Source organism: Streptomyces roseoviridis, assembly GCF_039535235.1.
GTDB lineage: Bacteria > Actinomycetota > Actinomycetes > Streptomycetales > Streptomycetaceae > Streptomyces > Streptomyces roseoviridis.
On the sequence record NZ_BAAAWU010000001.1, the window covers coordinates 6,195,008 to 6,212,331 of the forward strand.

General features: G+C 74.0%; 17 protein-coding genes. 12 read left to right on the top strand and 5 right to left on the bottom strand.

Annotated elements, in window-relative coordinates; translation table 11 throughout:
• Positions 1 to 47: 47 nt before the first annotated feature.
• On the top strand, positions 48 to 1,457 hold the full coding sequence (locus ABD954_RS27980) for an NsdA family TPR-like regulatory protein (protein WP_345490126.1): 1,410 nt from the start codon (positions 48 to 50) through the stop codon (positions 1,455 to 1,457).
• Between the two features lie 100 nt (positions 1,458 to 1,557).
• Positions 1,558 to 2,088: an NUDIX domain-containing protein gene (locus ABD954_RS27985; protein ID WP_345490127.1), complete on the top strand. Its 531-nt coding sequence runs from the start codon at positions 1,558 to 1,560 to the stop codon at positions 2,086 to 2,088.
• Between the two features lie 69 nt (positions 2,089 to 2,157).
• Here the strand turns inward: ABD954_RS27985 and ABD954_RS27990 are convergent, their stop codons facing one another.
• The gene (locus tag ABD954_RS27990) at positions 2,158 to 3,018 is read right to left on the bottom strand and encodes a 3-hydroxybutyryl-CoA dehydrogenase (protein ID WP_345490129.1); all 861 of its coding nucleotides are present in this window, start codon (positions 3,016 to 3,018) and stop codon (positions 2,158 to 2,160) included.
• Positions 3,019 to 3,197: 179 nt separating this feature from the next.
• Here ABD954_RS27990 and ABD954_RS27995 point away from each other — a divergent pair, with 179 nt between their 5' ends.
• Positions 3,198 to 4,481 (top strand): glycoside hydrolase family 10-like protein, encoded by a 1,284-nt coding sequence (locus tag ABD954_RS27995; RefSeq protein WP_345490131.1) that lies wholly within the window; start codon positions 3,198 to 3,200, stop codon positions 4,479 to 4,481.
• 39 nt (positions 4,482 to 4,520) lie between these two features.
• Here ABD954_RS27995 and ABD954_RS28000 read toward each other — a convergent pair whose 3' ends face one another.
• Positions 4,521 to 4,724, bottom strand: coding sequence for a DUF1918 domain-containing protein (locus ABD954_RS28000; RefSeq protein WP_345490133.1), 204 nt, complete (start codon positions 4,722 to 4,724; stop codon positions 4,521 to 4,523).
• 70 nt (positions 4,725 to 4,794) lie between these two features.
• Positions 4,795 to 5,787: a DMT family transporter gene (locus tag ABD954_RS28005; protein WP_345490135.1), complete on the bottom strand. Its 993-nt coding sequence runs from the start codon at positions 5,785 to 5,787 to the stop codon at positions 4,795 to 4,797.
• Between ABD954_RS28005 and ABD954_RS28010 the strand changes: the two genes are divergently transcribed.
• The 4 genes from ABD954_RS28010 to ABD954_RS28025 all read left to right on the top strand — a co-directional run bounded on the left by ABD954_RS28010 (position 5,786) and on the right by ABD954_RS28025 (position 9,680).
• On the top strand, positions 5,786 to 7,219 hold the full coding sequence (locus tag ABD954_RS28010; protein WP_345490137.1) for an aminotransferase-like domain-containing protein: 1,434 nt from the start codon (positions 5,786 to 5,788) through the stop codon (positions 7,217 to 7,219). The two genes, ABD954_RS28005 and ABD954_RS28010, sit on opposite strands and share 2 nt — an antisense overlap.
• A gap of 82 nt (positions 7,220 to 7,301) precedes the next feature.
• Positions 7,302 to 7,754 carry a GNAT family N-acetyltransferase gene (locus ABD954_RS28015; protein WP_345490139.1) on the top strand — a complete coding sequence of 151 codons (453 nt, stop codon included), beginning with the start codon at positions 7,302 to 7,304 and terminating at the stop codon, positions 7,752 to 7,754.
• Positions 7,755 to 7,823: 69 nt separating this feature from the next.
• Positions 7,824 to 8,399 carry a histidine phosphatase family protein gene (locus tag ABD954_RS28020; RefSeq protein WP_345490141.1) on the top strand — a complete coding sequence of 192 codons (576 nt, stop codon included), beginning with the start codon at positions 7,824 to 7,826 and terminating at the stop codon, positions 8,397 to 8,399.
• A 75-nt stretch (positions 8,400 to 8,474) separates the two neighbouring features.
• Entirely contained in the window at positions 8,475 to 9,680 is a 1,206-nt protein-coding gene (locus ABD954_RS28025; protein ID WP_345490143.1) for a methyltransferase, read from the top strand.
• Positions 9,681 to 9,745: 65 nt separating this feature from the next.
• On the opposite strand, the gene ABD954_RS28030 is transcribed toward ABD954_RS28025, so the two are convergent.
• Complete coding sequence (locus tag ABD954_RS28030) at positions 9,746 to 11,347, bottom strand: ABC-F family ATP-binding cassette domain-containing protein (RefSeq protein ID WP_345490145.1); 1,602 nt, start codon at positions 11,345 to 11,347, stop codon at positions 9,746 to 9,748.
• A gap of 267 nt (positions 11,348 to 11,614) precedes the next feature.
• Here ABD954_RS28030 and argC point away from each other — a divergent pair, with 267 nt between their 5' ends.
• Genes argC through ABD954_RS28055 form a run of 5 tightly spaced genes read left to right on the top strand, consistent with a single transcriptional unit; the run spans position 11,615 to position 16,463 of the window.
• Complete coding sequence (gene argC, locus ABD954_RS28035; RefSeq protein WP_345490147.1) at positions 11,615 to 12,643, top strand: N-acetyl-gamma-glutamyl-phosphate reductase; 1,029 nt, start codon at positions 11,615 to 11,617, stop codon at positions 12,641 to 12,643.
• Positions 12,640 to 13,806 (top strand): bifunctional glutamate N-acetyltransferase/amino-acid acetyltransferase ArgJ, encoded by a 1,167-nt coding sequence (argJ, locus tag ABD954_RS28040; protein WP_345490149.1) that lies wholly within the window; start codon positions 12,640 to 12,642, stop codon positions 13,804 to 13,806. The genes argC and argJ overlap by 4 nt, the downstream gene beginning before the upstream one ends.
• A complete protein-coding gene (gene argB, locus ABD954_RS28045) occupies positions 13,803 to 14,726 on the top strand; it encodes an acetylglutamate kinase (RefSeq protein ID WP_345490151.1) in 924 nt (307 codons plus the stop codon). The genes argJ and argB overlap by 4 nt, the downstream gene beginning before the upstream one ends.
• Positions 14,723 to 15,919 (top strand): acetylornithine transaminase, encoded by a 1,197-nt coding sequence (locus ABD954_RS28050; protein ID WP_345490153.1) that lies wholly within the window; start codon positions 14,723 to 14,725, stop codon positions 15,917 to 15,919. The genes argB and ABD954_RS28050 overlap by 4 nt, the downstream gene beginning before the upstream one ends.
• A gap of 7 nt (positions 15,920 to 15,926) precedes the next feature.
• Positions 15,927 to 16,463, top strand: coding sequence for an arginine repressor (locus ABD954_RS28055; RefSeq protein ID WP_345490155.1), 537 nt, complete (start codon positions 15,927 to 15,929; stop codon positions 16,461 to 16,463).
• A gap of 7 nt (positions 16,464 to 16,470) precedes the next feature.
• Here the strand turns inward: ABD954_RS28055 and ABD954_RS28060 are convergent, their stop codons facing one another.
• Positions 16,471 to 17,178 (bottom strand): L,D-transpeptidase family protein, encoded by a 708-nt coding sequence (locus ABD954_RS28060; protein ID WP_345490157.1) that lies wholly within the window; start codon positions 17,176 to 17,178, stop codon positions 16,471 to 16,473.
• Between the last annotated feature and the right edge of the window lie 146 nt (positions 17,179 to 17,324).

Consider the following 17,324-nt stretch of genomic DNA (forward strand, 5'->3'; position numbering starts at 1 on the left):
AAGCGTCCTTCACTACTCTGAGCGCACCGAAGCACCGGAGCGGTCCCATGCCATCCCCCTCCTCACCCCGCCCAGCACCCCGCCCCTCACCCCGATCCGCCCCCAACGCCCTGCTCGACGCGCTGCTCGACGAGGCGGGCATCTCGCACGCCGGTCTCGCCTCCCGCGTGAACCAGGCGGGCCGGGCCCGCGGTCTCGCCCTGCGTTACGAACACACCGCCGTGGCGCGCTGGCTGAAGGGACAGCGGCCGCGCGGCCAGGTGCCCGACCTGATCTGCGAGGTGCTCGCCGCCCGGCTGCGGCGGCCCGTCACCCTCGACGACATCGGCCTCGGCGTGCCCGACGGCACGGGCGCGGGCCTACCCGCCCCCGGCACGCCACTGGCCGGCTTCGTCGACCGGGCCACCGCCCTGTGGCGCTTCGACGAGCAGCGGCGCCCACACCTCGGCGTCGCGCAGGCGGTGACCGGGACGCCCGCGGTGATGCCGGTGTGGGAGTGGGAGAACCCGCCGGAGGACACGGACGTCTCCCGTGACGGCCGCACCCGCGTCTCGGCCGCCGACGTCGCCGTGCTGAGCGCCGCCCGGGCCCACTACGAGCAGATGTACCGCAGGGCGGGCGGCCTGGCGACGCGCGCCAGGATCGTCGGCTTCCTCGACGCCGAGACGGCCCCGCTGCTGCGCGGCGCGTACGGCGACGCCCTCGGGCGCCGGCTGCACCGGGCCACCGGCGGTCTGGTGGCGGTGGCCGGGATCTGCGCGTACGACTCCGACGCCCAGGGGCTCGCCCAGCGCTACTTCCACCAGGCGCTGCGCCTGGCGAAGGCGAGCGGTGACCGCGGCCTCGGCGCCTATGTGGTCGCGCTGCTGGTCAACCAGTCTCTGTTCCTGGGGGAGTTCCGGCAGGCGGTGGCCTTCGCCGAGGCGGCGCTGCGCTCCGCGGGGCAGCGGATCACCCCGGCCCTCTCCGCCGATCTGACGGCGATGCAGGCGAAGGCGTACGCGCGTCTCGGCGACCGGGCGGCGGCGCTCGCCTGTGTCCGGCGGGCGGAGACCGAGGCCGAGCGGATCAGCCCGGGCCACGAGCCCGCCGAGACGGGCTATGTGCAGCCGGGCCTCGTCAATGTGCAGGTCGCCGAGGCCCTCCTTCGTCTGGGGGAACTCGCGGCGGCTCACGAGCACGCGGCGGCGGCCGTCGGGACGCCCGCCCACGACCGGGGCCGGGTGCACCGGCTCGCCGTGCTCTGCCAGATCGAGCTGCGGCGGGGGGAGCCGGAACGGGCCGCGCGCACGGCGGTGGAGATGACCGAACGGGCCCGCGGGATGGAGTCCCAGCGGCTGCGCGACCGGCTCCGGCTGGTGCGGGAACACCTGCTGGCCAGCGGGGCGGGGGACGCCCGGGAGGCGGCGCGGCTCATCGACGGTGCGCTGCGCGTACCGATGCGGGCAGCTCGGTGAGCGTCCCGGGGGGTGCCCGGGCGAGCGTTTTCCCGCGCCCTTGACCCTGCTGCGATAGTGCCACCAAGTAATCACCGACCAGTCGGAAGGTGGCAAAACCGTGCAGTGGACGAAATTAAGCGAACAGCCTGTCTATGCGAACCGGTGGTTCCGGGTCAGTCTCGCGGACGTCGAACTCCCCGACGGCCGCCGCCTCGACCACTATCTGATCCGGCTCCGCCCCGTCGCCGCCGCGACCGCCGTCAACGACGCCGACGAGGTCCTGCTGCTCTGGCGCCACCGCTTCATCACCGACAGCTGGGGCTGGGAGCTGGCCGCCGGCGTCGTCGAGGACGGCGAGGACATCGAGGCCGCCGCCGCCCGCGAGATGGAGGAGGAGACCGGCTGGCGCCCCGGACCCCTGCGCCCCCTGCTCACCGTGGAGCCCTCCAACGGCCTCACCGACGCCCGCCACCACCTCTTCTGGACCGAGCAGGCCACCCTCACCGGCCCGCCCCGGGACGCCTTCGAGTCCTCGCGCCTCGCATGGGTCCCGCTCAAGGCCGTCCCCGAACTGATCGCCCGCGGCGAGGTCCCGGCCGCGGGCATGGCCGCCGGGCTGCTGCTGCTCCACCACCTGCGGCTCGGCTGAGCAGGGCCCCGAACGCGCCGGACGGCCCGTACCTGTGCGGTGTACGGGCCGTCCGGACGACGATCGCGGTCAGGAGTACGGGTAGAAGCCCGACCCCGTCTTGCGGCCGAGCCGGCCCGCGTCCACCATCCGCTGGAGCAGCGGGGGAGCGGCGTACAGGGGCTCCTTGTACTCGGCGTACATGGAGTCGGCGATCGAGGCGATCGTGTCCAGGCCGATCAGGTCGGAGAGCTTCAGCGGCCCCATCGGGTGGGCGCAGCCGAACTCCATGCCGTTGTCGATGTCCTCGCGGCTCGCGATGCCCGACTCGAACATCCGGATCGCCGACAGCAGATACGGCACGAGCAGCGCGTTCACCACGAAGCCCGAGCGGTCCTGGGCGCGGATGGCGTGCTTGCCGAGGGTCTTCTCGGCGAACAGCTGCGCCCGGCTGATCGTGCCCTCGGAGGTGGTGAGGGCGGGGATCAGCTCGACCAGCTTCTGCACCGGTGCCGGGTTGAAGAAGTGGATGCCGATGACGTGGTCGGGGCGCGAGGTCGCCACCGCCAGCTTCACCAGCGGGATCGAGGAGGTGTTGGAGGCCAGGATGGCGTCCGGCCGGGTCACCACCTGGTCGAGGACCTGGAAGATCTCGGTCTTGACCTGCTCGTTCTCCACGACCGCCTCGATCACGAGGTCGCGGTCGGCGAACTCGCCCAGGTCGGTGGTGAAGCTGAGCCGCGCGAGCGTCTCGTCGCGCTCCGCCTCGCTGATCTTGCCGCGTTCGGCGGCCTTGGCCAGCGAGTTGTAGAGCCGCGTGCGGCCGATCTCCAGCGCCTCGCCGGTGGTCTCGGCGACCTTCACCTCGAGACCGCTGCGGGCACACACCTCCGCGATGCCCGCGCCCATCTGGCCGCAGCCCACCACTCCGACGCGCTCAATGTCGGCCATGGAGTCCGTCACCTCGTGCCTTTCGCTCATTGCTGGCGGCGGGCCCGTGTGATTCCGGTGCGACCGCCTCGACCCCACGACGTTACTCCCGACGGAGCAAATGATCGATCGTCTGAGGTGGGCATGCTGTCCGATGGGCTGTGACGTATCCGATAGCGAGGAAGGGTCAGGGGCGACATATGACGCCAATCGGGAGAAGAGGGTTCGTCGCCGGAGTCGCGCTGACGGCACTCGCGGTCGGAACGGGAAGAGCGGACGCCGCGCCGCACCGAGAGCCGGGTCGTCCGGCCCGCGAGCGGCACGGCGGCGAGGACGACGGGCGCGACGTGGAGGCCCGCGAGCACGACGACGAGGACGACCGGGCCCCCGACGGCTTCCGGGGCATGTGGGTGGCCACGATCGCGAACCGCGACTTCCCCTCCCGGTCCGGCCTGACCGCCGCCGAGCAGCGTGCCGAGCTGATCTCCCTGCTCGATCTCGCGGTACGGCGCCGGATGACCGCCGTCATCCTCCAGGTGCGCCCCTCGGCCGACGCCCTGTGGCCCTCTCCGTACGAGCCGTGGGCGCAGTGCCTCACCGGCGTCCAGGGCAAGGACCCCGGCTGGGACCCGCTCGGCACGGCCGTCGCCGAGGCGCACGCGCGCGGCCTGGAGCTGCACGCCTGGTGCAACCCGTACCGCGTCGCCTCCCACGCCGACCCGGGCCGGCTGGCCGTCGGCCACCCCGTACGGCGAAACCCCGAGTGGGCCCTCACCTACCACGGCAAGCTCCTCTACGACCCGGGCCTGCCCGAGGTCCGGCGCCACGTCCAGGACGCCATGCTGGACGCCGTACGCCGCTACGACATCGACGCCCTCCACTGGGACGACTACTTCTACCCGTATCCCGTGGCCGGGCAGCGGCTCGACGACGACGAGACCTTCCGCAGACACGGGGAGGGCTTCACCGACCGGGCGGCGTGGCGGCGGCACAACGTCGACCTGCTCGTCTCCCAGATGGCGGCGCGGATCAAGGAGGTCAAGCCGCACGTCGCCTTCGGCATCAGCCCCTTCGGCGTCTGGCGCAACGCCTCCACCGACCCGGCCGGCTCCGACACCGGTCCGACCGTGCAGACCTACGACGACCTGTACGCCGACACCCGCCGCTGGGTCCGGGAGCACTGGATCGACTACGTGGCCCCGCAGCTCTACTGGCACATCGGCTTCCGCACCGCCGACTACGCCAGGCTCGTGCCCTGGTGGGACGCGGTCGTCCGGGGCACCGGCGTGCGCCTGTACCTGGGGGAGGCCCTCTACAAGGTCGGTGATCCCGCGCAGCCCGCCGCCTGGCAGGACCCGCGGGAGCTGGCGCGGCACGTCGAACTCGCCCGGCGGTACCCGAACGTCGCGGGGCACTGCTATTTCGCGGCCCGCGAGGTCGCGAAGGACCCGCTGGGCGCGCTCACCGCCGCCGTCGAGGCGTGAGGGCCGGCCGTCGGGCGCGGGCCGCGGGGACCCGGGGGCTCAACCGCCGGCGGCCTCGGGATTGTGCCGTACGACGGTGTCGGGGCCCGGCGACATCAGGGCCTCGTGGCCGTCGTCGTCGAACTTGACGCGGTACGGGGGGCCGCCGTCCTCGCCCAGTACCTTCAGGACCTCGGCCGTGCGGTCGTGCTGACCGACCGTACGGCCGTGCACCACCAGCTTGTCGCCCTCGGACGCACGCATCGGTGACCTCCTCGCGGCCGGGCTCGCCCTGCTCCGGACTGCCGTTTCTCCTGCCATTGTGGCCCGCGTCTCAGCTCTTCGCCCGCTGGGTCACCGCGATGCAGACGAGCACCGCCACGGCCGCGAGCGGGGCCGCGGGGGCGAGCTCCTCGCCGAGCACGGTCACCGACCAGAACAGGGTGAGCAGCGGTTGGGCGAGCTGGAGCTGGCTCGCGCGCGGGATGCCGATGGCGGCCATGCCCCGGTACCACACGTACAGCCCGAAGAAGGTGGAGCCGGCCGCCACCCAGACGAGCCCCGCGATGCCGTGAGCCGTCAGGCGCACCGGCTCCTGCGTGAGGGCCACCGCCGCGCCGGCCGTCATCAGCGGCAGACAGAACACCAGCGCCCAGCCGATCACGTGCCAGCCCGGCATCAGCCGCGCGAGCCGGCCGCCCTCGGTGTATCCGGCGGCGCACACCACCAGCGCGCCGAAGAGGTAGAGGTCGCCGGTCGACAGGGCCCCGCCGCTCTGCTGGACGGTGAAGGCGAGCACGACGAGGGCCCCGGAGACGGCCGCGATCCAGAACGTGCGGGACGGGCGCCGGCCGGTGCGGACCGCGGCGAAGGCCGCCGTGGTGAGCGGCAGCAGTCCCACCACGACGGCGGCGTGCGAGGTGGTCGAGGTCTGCAGCGCCAGCGTCGTGAGCAGCGGGAAGCCGACCACCACCCCGCCCGCGACGACCGCGAGCCCGGCCCAGTGGCGCCGCTCGGGCAGCGGAACCCGGCCGGCCAGCAGGAAGGCGCCCGCGATGAGGGCGGCGAGCACCGAGCGGACCGCGACCAGGGACCAGGGGCCGAAGCTCTCCAGGCCCCACGCCGTGGAGGGGAAGGTCAGCGAGAAGGAGACCACGCCGAGCGCGGCGAGCAGGGTGCCCCGGCGACCGGCCACGGGGGCGGCGGTGCCGGTGGAGGTGGGACCCGTCGGGTCGGTGGCGGCGGCGCCGCCGTCGGCGGACGCGGCGCCTCGGGAAGTCGTGACCGCTATCGTGCTCGGAGTAGTAGCGCTATTCTGTGCTCTCATGCACGAGCGTAGCAGTGTCGCGGACCTGGCGAAATCCTTGAAGGCGGAGCTCAACCGCTACTCCCCTGGAGAGAAGCTGCCCTCCAGCCGGACGCTCGTCGAGCGCTACCGCGTCTCCCCGGTCACCGTCACCCGCGCCCTCGCCCAGCTCGCCGCCGAAGGTCTCGTCGTCACCCGCCCCGGCGCCGGCGCCTACCGCGCCGAGACCCGCACCGCCCCCGCTGCCGGCGACACCTCCTGGCAGGAGCTCGCGCTCAGCGCCGACACCGCCACCGAACTCGTCCCCCGGTCCGTCGACGCCTCCGGCGTCCTCGTCACCCTCGCCGCGCCCCCGCCCGGCGTCGTCGAGTTCAACGGCGGCTACCTCCACCCGAGCCTCCAGCCCGAACGCGCCCTCGCCGCCGCCCTCGCCCGGGCCGGCCGCCGCCCCGGCGCCTGGGGCCGCCCGCCCGCCGACGGCCTCACCGACCTGCGCGCCTGGTTCGCCCGCGAGATCGGCGGCAGCGTCACCGCCGCCGAGATCCTCATCACCGCCGGCGGCCAGTCCGCCCTCACCACCGCCCTGCGCGCGCTCGCCCCGCCCGGCACGCCCGTTCTCGTCGAATCGCCCACCTATCCCGGCATGCTCGCCGTCGCCCGCTCCGCCGGACTGCGGCCCGTGCCCGTCCCCACCGACGCCGACGGCATCCGTCCCGAACTCCTCGAAGCCGCCTTCCGCGCCACCGGCGCCCGCGTCGTCGTCTGCCAGCCCCTCTTCCAGAACCCGACCGGCGCTGCGCTCCCCGTCGAACGCCGCGCCGCCGTCGTCCGCATCGCGCGCGCCGCCGGCGCCTTCGTCATCGAGGACGACTTCGCCCGCCGCCTCGTCCACGAGGACGCCGCCCCGCTGCCCCCGACGCTCGCCGCGGACGACCCCGACGGCGTCGTCGTCCACGTCTGCTCCCTCACCAAGATCACCTCGGCCAGCCTCCGGGTCGGCGCGCTCGCCGCCCGCGGCCCCGTCCTCGAACGACTCCGCGCCATCCAGGTCGTCGACAGCTTCTTCGTTCCCCGCCCCCTCCAGGAAGCCGCCCTCGAACTCGTCGGCTCCCCGGCCTGGAGCCGCCACCTGCGCGCCGTCACCCAGGAGCTGAAGAACCGGCGCGACACCATGACCGGCGCCGTCGCCCTCCACCTCCCCGAACTCGCCCTGCCCCACATCCCCTCCGGCGGCTACCACCTCTGGCTGCGCCTGCCCGACACCCTCCCCGAGGCCGCCCTCCTGCCCACCGCGCTGCGCGCCGGGGTCGCCGTCGCTCCCGGCCGCCCCTATTTCGCCGCCGAGCCGCCCGCCGGCCACATCCGGCTGAGTTTCGCGGGTGTCGCCGGGCCCGCGGAGATCGTCGAGGGCGTGCGCCGGCTGCGGGCGGCGATCGACGAGCTCACGGCGTGAAGCGGGGGACGTCCCCGGGGCGGGCACGCCCCCCGGGGATATTCGCCTGACACGGCCGCGGCGGCCCTGGCAGCCTTCGGCCATGAGCGACCTCACCTCCGCAGACGGAACCGTCATGCACGGGACGTACGAGATCTCAGCCGACCCCGCCCGGATCGACGCCGCCCGCGTCCACCACTGGCTCAGCACCGACTCCTACTGGGCGGCGGGCCGACCTCGGAAGACGCAGGACCGCGCCATCGCCGGCTCGCTCAACTTCGGCGCCTACGACCGCACCACCGGCGAGATGGCCGCCTACGCCCGGGTCGTCACCGACTACGCCACCTTCGCCTGGCTCTGCGACGTCTACGTCGACCGGCCGGCCCGCGGCGGCGGCCTCGGCACCGCGCTGGTCACCGCCGTCCGCGACCACCTGGAGCCGTACGGGCTGCGCCGCATCGCGCTCGCCACCGCCGACGCCCACGGCGTGTACGAGAAGGTCGGATTCGCGCCACTCCAGAATCCGGACAACTGGATGGCTCTCGGACAGCACTGAGCGACCGCCTCCCAGGACCCGCGAATCCACCCCTTGACCTGCGGGGCCACCGGCCTCACGATCGCGGCCATGGGTCTTCGGGTCACGCTCGTCGCGGCGGCGCGCAGCTCCTCCCTGCTCGCCGAACGCTTCGACGACGACCGGCCGCTCGACGAGGCCGGCTGGTACGAGGTGCAGCTCGCCGCGCCACGGCTGATTCCGCTCGGAGCGGCCGAACTGCGCTACTGCTCCCCGACGCCCCGCAGCCGCGCCACCGGCACCGCCCTCGGCTACGCCCCGCTCGTCCAGCCGGCCCTGCGCGACTGCGACATGGGCCGCTGGCGCGGCCTGACCCTCGCCGAGGTCGCCGCCCTCGAACCGGCCGCCGTCGACGCCTGGCTCACCGACCCGCGCACCGCCCCGCACGGCGGCGAGGCCCTGCTCTCCTTCATCCTGCGCATAGGGGGCTGGCTCGACACCCGCCCCGCCGACGACGGCGCCATCGTCGCCGTCGCCGAACCCGCCGTCGTACGGGCCGCCCTCGTCTACGCCCTGAAGGCACCGCCCGCCACGTACTGGAACGTCGACGTCCGCCCCCTGTCCACCGTCACCCTCACCGGACGGCCGGGCCTGTGGCACCTCCAGCTGGAGGCGGCCGCGGCGTAGCCCGCACAGGAGCGCCCCGGGCGCGGCCCGCGCGGTCCGGGGCGGGCCCCGGCGACCGGCTAGCCTGGGGACACGATGAACCGTCTGACCACGTCATGGGGCGCTTTCCCACTCACCCGCTTTCCCGCCGACCCGCGCGACCAGCTGCGCGCCTGGGACGCAGCCGACGAGTATCTGCTCCACCACCTCGCCGAGAGCGGCACCGACCTGTCCGGCACCGTCGCCGTCGTCGGCGACCGCTGGGGCGCCCTGGTGACCGCGCTCGCCGCCGCGGGCCCCGGCGAGCTGGTGCAGATCTCCGACTCGTACCTCGGGCGGAGCGCCACCGGCGAGAACCTGGCCCGCTCGGGGGCCGCCCCGGACGCGGTACGGCTGCTCACCACCCAGGACCCGCCGCCCGAGCGGGTCGACGTGCTGCTGGTCCGCGTACCGAAGAGCCTCGCGCTCCTGGAGGACCAGCTGCACCGGCTCGCGCCCGCCGTCCACGAGGGGACGGTGATCGTCGGCACGGGGATGGTCAAGGAGATCCACACCTCGACCCTGAAGCTCTTCGAGACGATCCTCGGGCCGACCCGGACCTCCCTCGCCGTGAAGAAGGCCCGCCTCGTCCACACCACGCCCGCTCCCGGCGCGGACCGCGGCGCGAACCCGTGGCCGTACCGCTACGCGCTGCCCGCCGACGCGCCCGCCGGGCTCGCCGGCCGCACGGTCGTCAACCACGCCGGTGTCTTCTGCGCCGACCGCCTGGACATCGGCACCCGCTTCCTGCTGCGGAACCTGCCCACGGGCCTCGGCCGCTCCACGGTCGTCGACCTCGGCTGCGGCAACGGTGTCGTCGGACTCGCCGTCGCGCTCGCCGAGCCCGAGGCCGACCTGCTCTTCACCGACGAGTCGTACCAGGCCGTCGCCTCCGCCGAGGAGAACTTCCGGGCCCACGCGGGGGAGGGGCGCGAGGCCCGGTTCCTGGTGGCGGACGGGCTGGCCGGGGTCGAGCCCGGGTCGGTCGACCTGGTGCTCAACAACCCGCCGTTCCACAGCCACCACGCCACCACCGACCGCACCGCCCGCCGGATGTTCGCCGACGCCCGCCGGGCCCTGCGGCCCGGCGGGGAGCTGTGGGTGGTCGGCAACCGGCACCTCGGCTACCACATCACCCTGCGGCGGATCTTCGGCAACGCCGAACTGGTCGCCGGTGACCCGAAGTTCGTGGTCCTGAAGGCGGTCAAGGCCGCCAAGGGGGCCAAGCCCGCCGAGGGGGCCCGGGAGGGCAAGGGGGCCTAGGGGGCCTGGCCGGCCCGGGAGGCCCGGCGGCCGGGGCCGCCGGGCGGGCAGGGCGCCCGAGGAGGTCAGGAGAGGCCGACCAGCTCCCGGTAGCCCTCGTTCCACAGGTCCTCCTCCGCGTCCGGGAGCAGCAGCACCCGGTCGGGCCGCAGCGCGTCGATCGCGCCCTCGTCGTGGGTCACCATGACGATCGCCCCCGGGTACGTGCCCACGGCCGCGAGGACCTCCTCGCGCGAGGCCGGGTCCAGGTTGTTCGTCGGCTCGTCGAGCAGCAGCACGTTCGCACCCGAGTGCACCAGGCCCGCCAGGGCGAGCCGGGTCTTCTCGCCGCCCGAGAGGACCCCGGCCGGCTTGTCGGCGTCGTCGCCCCGGAACAGGAAGGCGCCGAGCACGCTCCTCACCTCCCCGTCCGTCAGGTCCGGCGCCGCCGCGGCCAGGTTCTCCCGGACCGTGCGCTGCGGGTCGAGCGTGTCGTGCTCCTGGGCGAAGTAGCCGAGCCGCAGCCCGTGCCCGTGCACCACGCGGCCCGAGTCCGGCGCCTCCCGGCCGGCGAGCAGCCGCAGCAGGGTCGTCTTCCCGGCGCCGTTGAGCCCGAGCACGACGAGCCGCGCGCCCCGGTCGACCGCCAGGTCGACCCCGTCGAGGACCGGCCGGCCGGGGCCGTACGCCTTGGTGAGGGAGACCGCGCCCAGCGGCGTACGACCGCAGGGCGCGGGCTCCGGCAGCCGGATCCGGGCCACCTTGTCGGTGCGGCGGACCTCTTCCAGGCCGTCGAGCAGCCGGTCGGCCCGGCGGGCCATGCTGCGCGCGGTGACCGAGGTCGACGCGCGGGCCTTCATGCGCTCGGCCCGCGCGTGCAGCGCCGCCGCCTTCCGTTCGGCGTTGGCGCGCTCACGGGTCCGGCGGCGTTCGTCGGCGTCCCGCTGGGCGAGGTAGGCGGCCCACCCGGTGTTGTGGACGTCGACGGTCGTACGCAGCGGGTCGAGGTGGAAGACCCGGTTGACGGTGGCGGCGATCAGGTCGAGGTCGTGGCTGATGACGACGAGGCCGCCCTGGTGGGCGGAGAGGAAGCCGCGCAGCCAGCCGACCGAGTCGGCGTCGAGGTGGTTGGTCGGCTCGTCCAGGAGCAGCGTGCCCTCACGGCCGTGCCCGGCGAACAGGATCCTGGCCAGTTCCACCCGCCGCTTCTGCCCGCCCGACAGCGTGCCGACGGGCCGGGCCATCGCCTCGGCGGGCAGCCCGAGACCGGCGGCGACCCGGGCGGCCTCGGCCTCGGCCGCGTACCCGCCACGGGCGTCGAACGCGGCCTCGGCCCGCGCGTACGCGTCCATCGCGCGGTCGTCCGCGCGCTCGGCGAGCCGGTCGGCGGCCTCCCGCAGCCGGCGGACGGCGACGTCCATGCCCCGGGCCGACAGGATGCGGTCGGTCACGGACACCGCCGGATCCGCGGCGCGCGAGTCCTGCGCCAGCAGCGCCACGGGACCGGTACGGGTCACGCGGCCGGCAGCCGGCGGGCGAAGCCCGGCCAGGGTGTGCAGGAGGGTGGTCTTCCCGGCGCCGTTGCGGCCGACGAGGCCGACCCGGTCGCCGGGCGCGATGTGGAAGGAGAGATCGGACAGCAGGAGACGGGCGCCGACGCGCACGTCGACACCGCGGACGGTGATCATGGGATGACGCTCCGAACAGGCTGAAGGACACACGGGTGGCGTGGTGGTGGGTCCTCGGCTAGGAAATTCGGGGCGTCGACATGCGCCCGAGGGTAGGCGAGGGGCCCGCGCGGACGCATCCGCTTTTCCGTGCACGGCCTCCCCGGGGCGTCTCACGGGGCTTCCCGTCGCCGCCCCGGCTACCCCCGTGGGCTTCCGCTCTCCATCCGCTCTTTGCATAAAACTGCGGCTGCACGTATAGTCATGCCATCCATGAGGAGGGTTTCCATGACGGTACGAGCAGCAGTCGCGGGCGCGAGCGGATACGCGGGCGGAGAGCTCCTGCGTCTCCTCCTCGCCCACCCGGGCGTCGAGATCGGCGCCCTGACCGCCCACTCCAACGCAGGGCAGCGCCTCGGCGCCCTGCAGCCGCACCTGCTGCCGCTCGCCGACCGCGTCCTCGAGGACACCACGGCCGGCGTCCTCGCCGGCCACGACGTCGTCTTCCTCGCCCTCCCGCACGGGCAGTCCGCCGCCGTCGCCGAACAGCTCGGCCCCGACACGCTCGTCATCGACATGGGCGCCGACTTCCGGCTGAAGGACTCCGCCGACTGGGAGCGGTTCTACGGCTCCCCGCACGCCGGCACCTGGCCCTACGGCCTGCCCGAACTGCCGGGCGCCCGCGCCGCGCTGGAGGGGTCCAAGCGCGTCGCGGTGCCCGGCTGCTTCCCCACCTCCGTCTCGCTCGCCCTCTTCCCCGCCTACGCGGACGGGCTCGCCGAGCCGGAAGCGGTGATCGTCGCCGCCACCGGCACCTCCGGCGCCGGCAAGGCCCTCAAGCCGCACCTGCTCGGCAGCGAGGTCATGGGCAACGTCACCCCGTACGGCGTCGGCGGCGGCCACCGCCACACCCCCGAGATGATCCAGAACCTCAGCGCCGTGGCCGGCGAGCGGGTTTCCGTGTCCTTCACGCCGACCCTCGTGCCCATGCCCCGCGGCATCCTCGCCACCTGCTCGGCCCCCGCCAGGCCCGGCGTCACCGCCGAGACCCTGCGCGCCGCGTACGAGAAGGCCTACGCCGACGAGCCCTTCGTCCACCTGCTGCCCGAGGGGCAGTGGCCGTCCACGGCGTCCGTCCAGGGTTCCAACGCCGTACAGCTCCAGGTCGCCCACGACGAGGCCGTGAACCGGATCATCGCGATCAGCGCCATCGACAACCTCACCAAGGGCACCGCCGGCGGCGCGGTGCAGAGCATGAACATCGCCCTCGGACTCCCCGAGGAGACCGGACTTTCCACGATTGGAGTCGCTCCATGAGCGTCACCGCAGCGAAGGGATTCACGGCCGCGGGCATCGCGGCCGGAATCAAGGAGAACGGCAACCCGGACCTGGCCCTCGTGGTCAACACCGGGCCGCGCCGCGCCGCCGCGGGAGTCTTCACCTCCAACCGCGTCAAGGCCGCCCCCGTCCTGTGGTCCCAGCAGGTCCTCGCCGACGGCGAGCTGACCGCCGTCGTCCTCAACTCCGGCGGCGCCAACGCCTGCACCGGCCCGAAGGGCTTCCAGGACACCCACGCCACCGCCGAGAAGGTGGCCGAGGTCCTCAGCGACCGGGGCGCGCCCGTCGGCGCCGGCGAGGTCGCCGTCGCCTCCACCGGCCTCATCGGCGTCCTGCTCCCCATGGACAAGCTGCTGCCCGGCGTCGAGAAGGCCGCCGGCGAGCTGTCCGCACACGGCGGCGAGAAGGCCGCCATCGCCATCAAGACGACCGACACCGTCCACAAGACCGCCGTGGTCACGAAGGACGGCTGGACCGTCGGCGGCATGGCCAAGGGCGCCGGCATGCTCGCCCCCGGCCTCGCCACCATGCTCGTCGTCCTCACCACCGACGCCGACCTCGGCGCCGAGGACCTGGACTCCGCGCTGCGGCAGGCCACCCGGCTCACCTTCGACCGGGTGGACTCCGACGGCTGCATGTCCACCAACGACACCGTCCTCCTGCTCGCCTCCGGCGCCGCCGGCGTCACCCCCGCCCGGGACGAGTTCGCCGAGGCCGTACGGGAGGTCTGCGCCGACCTCGCCCGCCAGCTCATCGGCGACGCCGAGGGCGCCAGCAAGGACATCCGCATCGAGGTGATCAACGCGGCCACCGAGGACGACGCCGTGGAGGTGGGCCGGTCCATCGCCCGCAACAACCTCCTCAAGTGCGCCATCCACGGCGAGGACCCCAACTGGGGCCGGGTGCTGTCCGCCATCGGCACCACCTCCGCCGCCTTCGAGCCGGACGCGCTCAACGTCGCCATCAACGGCGTCTGGGTCTGCAAGAACGGCTCCGTCGGCGAGGACCGCGAACTCGTCGACATGCGCTACCGGGAGGTCGTCATCACCGCCGACCTCGCCGCCGGGTCCGAGTCCGCCGTCATCTGGGCCAACGACCTCACCGCCGACTACGTCCACGAGAACAGCGCGTACTCGTCATGACCCACACCACCCGGAAGCACAAGGCCCTGCCCAAGGCGCAGATCCTCATCGAGGCGCTGCCCTGGCTCACCCGCCACCACGGCAAGACCGTCGTCATCAAGTTCGGCGGCAACGCCATGGTCGACGACGACCTCAAGGCCGCCTTCGCCCAGGACGTCGTCTTCCTGCGCCACGCCGGCCTCAAGCCGGTCGTCGTGCACGGCGGCGGCCCGCAGATCAGCGCCGCCCTCGACCGGGCGGGCCTGGTCAGCGAGTTCAAGGCCGGCCTGCGGGTCACCACCCCCGAGGCCATGGACGTCGTACGGATGGTCCTCGCCGGCCAGGTCCAGCGCGAGCTCGTCGGACTGCTCAACCGGCACGGCGCGTTCGCCGTCGGCCTCACCGGCGAGGACGCCCACACCATCACCGCCACCCGGCACCAGCCGGTGATCGCCGGCGAGCAGGTCGACATCGGCCGGGTCGGCGAGATCACCGCCATCGACACCGGCGCCATCCAGGCACTCCTCGACGACGGACGCATCCCCGTCGTCTCCTCCATCGCCCGCTCCCAGGACGACGACCATGTCTACAACGTCAATGCTGATACGGCGGCTGCGGCACTCGCTGCGGCGCTGGGCGCCGAAACGCTGATGGTCCTGACCGACGTCGAGGGCCTCTACGAGGACTGGCCGAACAGCGACGAGGTCATCAGCCGGCTCACCGCGAGCCAGCTGGAGAAACTGCTGCCCGAGCTGTCCAGCGGCATGGTGCCCAAGATGGAGGGCTGTCTGCACGCCGTCCGCAACGGCGTCACCACGGCCCGCGTCATCGACGGCCGCGTCCAGCACTCCATCCTGCTGGAGATCTTCACCGACGAAGGCATCGGCACGATGGTCGTGCCCGACGCCCAGGACGCCCGGGACGCCGAGGGGGAGAAATGAGCAACCAGGAGCTGACCCGGCGCTGGCAGGGCTCGCTGATGGACAACTACGGCACGCCCCGGCTGCCGCTGGTCCGCGGCGAGGGCGCCACGGTGTGGGACGCCGACGGCAAGGAGTACCTGGACTTCGTCGGCGGCATCGCCGTCAACGCCCTCGGCCACGCCCACCCGGCCGTCGTCGAGGCCGTCTCCCGGCAGATCGCCTCCCTCGGCCACGTCTCCAACCTGTTCGTCGCCGAGCCCCCCGTCGCCCTCGCCGAACGGCTGCTCCAGCTCTTCGGCCGCCCCGGCAGGGTCTTCTTCTGCAACTCGGGCGCCGAGGCCAACGAAGCCGCCTTCAAGATCGGCCGGCTCACCGGCCGCCCCCACATGGTCGCCACCACCGGCGGATTCCACGGCCGCACCATGGGCGCCCTCGCCCTGACCGGCCAGCCCGGCAAGCAGGCCCCGTTCCTGCCGCTGCCCGGCGACGTCACCCACGTGCCCTACGGCGACGTCGAGGCGCTGCGCGCCGCCGTCACCGAGGACACCGCCCTCGTGGTCGTCGAGCCCGTCCAGGGCGAGAACGGCGTCGTCGTCCCGCCCGCGGGCTACCTGAAGGCGGCCCGGCAGATCACCCGCGCCACCGGCACCCTGCTCGTCCTCGACGAGGTGCAGACCGGCATCGGTCGGACCGGACACTGGTTCGAGCACCAGGCGCACGAAGGCGTCGACCCCGACGTCGTCACCCTCGCCAAGGGTCTCGGCGGCGGCCTCCCCATCGGCGCGACCGTCGCCTTCGGCCCGGCGGCCGACCTGTTCACTCCAGGCCACCACGGCACCACCTTCGGGGGCAACCCGGTCGCCTGCGCCGCCGGACTCGCCGTCCTCGACACCCTCGCCGCCGACGGCCGCCTCGACGAGGTCAAGCGCCTCGGCGAGAAGCTGCGCGACGGAATCGAGGCTTCGGGCCACCCGCTGGTCTCCCACGTCCGTGGCTCGGGCCTCCTGCTGGGTATCGTGCTCACCGAGTCCCTCGCGCCGCAGGTGCAGCAGGCGGCTCAGGACGCCGGTCTCCTGGTGAACGCGCCCGCCCCCGATGTCGTACGGCTCATGCCGCCGCTCGTCATCGGCGACGCGGAGGCGGACGCCTTCCTCCAGGCCCTGCCCGGTGTCCTCGACGTGGCGAACGGGCAAGGACGAACCGGAGAATGAGACGACGATGACCGACGCGCAGGAAATCGAGCACGGAGGGCCGTCGGTTCCGCAGACCCGCACCGCGCGCCACCGCAGGATCGTCGACATCCTCAACCGGCAGCCGGTGCGCTCGCAGAGCCAGCTCGCCAAGCTCCTCGCCGACGACGGGCTGAGCGTCACCCAGGCGACGCTCTCCCGCGACCTCGACGAGCTCGGCGCGGTGAAGATCCGCAACACGGGCGGCGAACTCATCTACGCCGTGCCCAGCGAGGGCGGTTTCCGCACCCCGCAGGCCCCGTTGGGGGAGTCCGCCAAGGAGGAGCGCATGCGCCGCCTCTCCGGCGAACTGCTGATCTCCGCCGAGGCATCGGCCAACCTGGTGGTGCTCCGCACCCCGCCGGGCGCCGCCCAGTTCCTCGCGTCGGCCATCGACCAGGCCGAACTCCACGCCATCCTCGGCACGATCGCGGGTGACGACACCCTCCTGCTCATCTCCCGCGACCCGGTCGGCGGACAGGCCCTCGCCGACCACCTCCTGCGCCTCGCGCAGAAGGAGCGCTGAGCGGCGCTCAGTAGCGCGTGATCGCCGTCGGTCCGCCCCGCGTGCCGACGGCGATGTGCGGTCGGCGGGCCGGGTCGGCCCAGGCGAGGATCCGCCGCATCGCGTCCTTGGGCACGGACACGCACCCGGCCGTCGCCCCCGGCCCGTTCACGTGCAGGAAGATGCCCGCGCCCCGGCCGCGCACCGGCCGGTCGTAGTTGAAGCCGACGACCAGCGCGTGCGCGTACTGCGTCTCGTACGTGACGAGGTGTTCGGCCTCGGCGGCCCGGCAGTCCCGGGGGAGGCCCTCCACCCACCGGTTGTAGGCGCGGGCGTCGTTGTCCTGGCACCACCAGGACCGGTCGGTCACGCGCGCGTAGCGGTACGCCGTCCCGGCCGGCGCCGGTTCGATGCCGAAGGCGTACGGCAGGTCGTACAGGCCCGTCGGCGTGGTGTTCGTGCCCTGCCGCCGCCGCTCGCCCTCGGCGAGCCCCTTCGCGCCGAACCGGGCGGGCGCCGAGCCCGTCCTCACCCACCGCCCGCCGCGCCGGTCCCACCAGGTGAGGGTGCCGGTCGTGGCGGCGGTGTCCCCGGCCACGGCGGTGATCAGCTGCGTGCCGCCGCCGGTGTCCGCCATGCGCGCGGGCAGGGGCGCGGGTCCGGGCGCGGGCGGCGGCACGGGGCCGGGCGCGGCCAGCGTCGCGGCCAGGGCGCCGAGTGCGAGGAGGGTGCGCATGGCGCGACGCTAGGCGGGCCGCCGGGAGGCCGCCAGGTCACGGGGCCGTACGGGGGAGCGGCGCGCCGTACGGGGGAGCGGCGCCGGCGGGAGCGGCGGCCCGGGAGCCCGCCGGGGCCGGTCACCGCCCCGCCCGGGGGACTCGT

What these genes read in the sequence shown, in the direction of transcription:
- argB (WP_345490151.1), top strand. Translation starts at nt 13,803, where the DNA reads ATGACCCACACCACCCGGAAGCACAAGGCCCTGCCCAAGGCGCAGATC.
- ABD954_RS28025 (WP_345490143.1), top strand. Translation starts at nt 8,475, where the DNA reads ATGAACCGTCTGACCACGTCATGGGGCGCTTTCCCACTCACCCGCTTT.
- ABD954_RS27980 (WP_345490126.1), top strand. Translation starts at nt 48, where the DNA reads ATGCCATCCCCCTCCTCACCCCGCCCAGCACCCCGCCCCTCACCCCGA.
- ABD954_RS28030 (WP_345490145.1), bottom strand. Translation starts at nt 11,347, where the DNA reads ATGATCACCGTCCGCGGTGTCGACGTGCGCGTCGGCGCCCGTCTCCTG.
- ABD954_RS27990 (WP_345490129.1), bottom strand. Translation starts at nt 3,018, where the DNA reads ATGGCCGACATTGAGCGCGTCGGAGTGGTGGGCTGCGGCCAGATGGGC.
- ABD954_RS28000 (WP_345490133.1), bottom strand. Translation starts at nt 4,724, where the DNA reads ATGCGTGCGTCCGAGGGCGACAAGCTGGTGGTGCACGGCCGTACGGTC.
- ABD954_RS27995 (WP_345490131.1), top strand. Translation starts at nt 3,198, where the DNA reads ATGACGCCAATCGGGAGAAGAGGGTTCGTCGCCGGAGTCGCGCTGACG.
- ABD954_RS28050 (WP_345490153.1), top strand. Translation starts at nt 14,723, where the DNA reads ATGAGCAACCAGGAGCTGACCCGGCGCTGGCAGGGCTCGCTGATGGAC.
- ABD954_RS28020 (WP_345490141.1), top strand. Translation starts at nt 7,824, where the DNA reads ATGGGTCTTCGGGTCACGCTCGTCGCGGCGGCGCGCAGCTCCTCCCTG.
- ABD954_RS28015 (WP_345490139.1), top strand. Translation starts at nt 7,302, where the DNA reads ATGAGCGACCTCACCTCCGCAGACGGAACCGTCATGCACGGGACGTAC.
- ABD954_RS28060 (WP_345490157.1), bottom strand. Translation starts at nt 17,178, where the DNA reads ATGCGCACCCTCCTCGCACTCGGCGCCCTGGCCGCGACGCTGGCCGCG.
- ABD954_RS28010 (WP_345490137.1), top strand. Translation starts at nt 5,786, where the DNA reads ATGCACGAGCGTAGCAGTGTCGCGGACCTGGCGAAATCCTTGAAGGCG.
- ABD954_RS28005 (WP_345490135.1), bottom strand. Translation starts at nt 5,787, where the DNA reads ATGAGAGCACAGAATAGCGCTACTACTCCGAGCACGATAGCGGTCACG.
- argC (WP_345490147.1), top strand. Translation starts at nt 11,615, where the DNA reads ATGACGGTACGAGCAGCAGTCGCGGGCGCGAGCGGATACGCGGGCGGA.
- ABD954_RS28055 (WP_345490155.1), top strand. Translation starts at nt 15,927, where the DNA reads ATGACCGACGCGCAGGAAATCGAGCACGGAGGGCCGTCGGTTCCGCAG.
- argJ (WP_345490149.1), top strand. Translation starts at nt 12,640, where the DNA reads ATGAGCGTCACCGCAGCGAAGGGATTCACGGCCGCGGGCATCGCGGCC.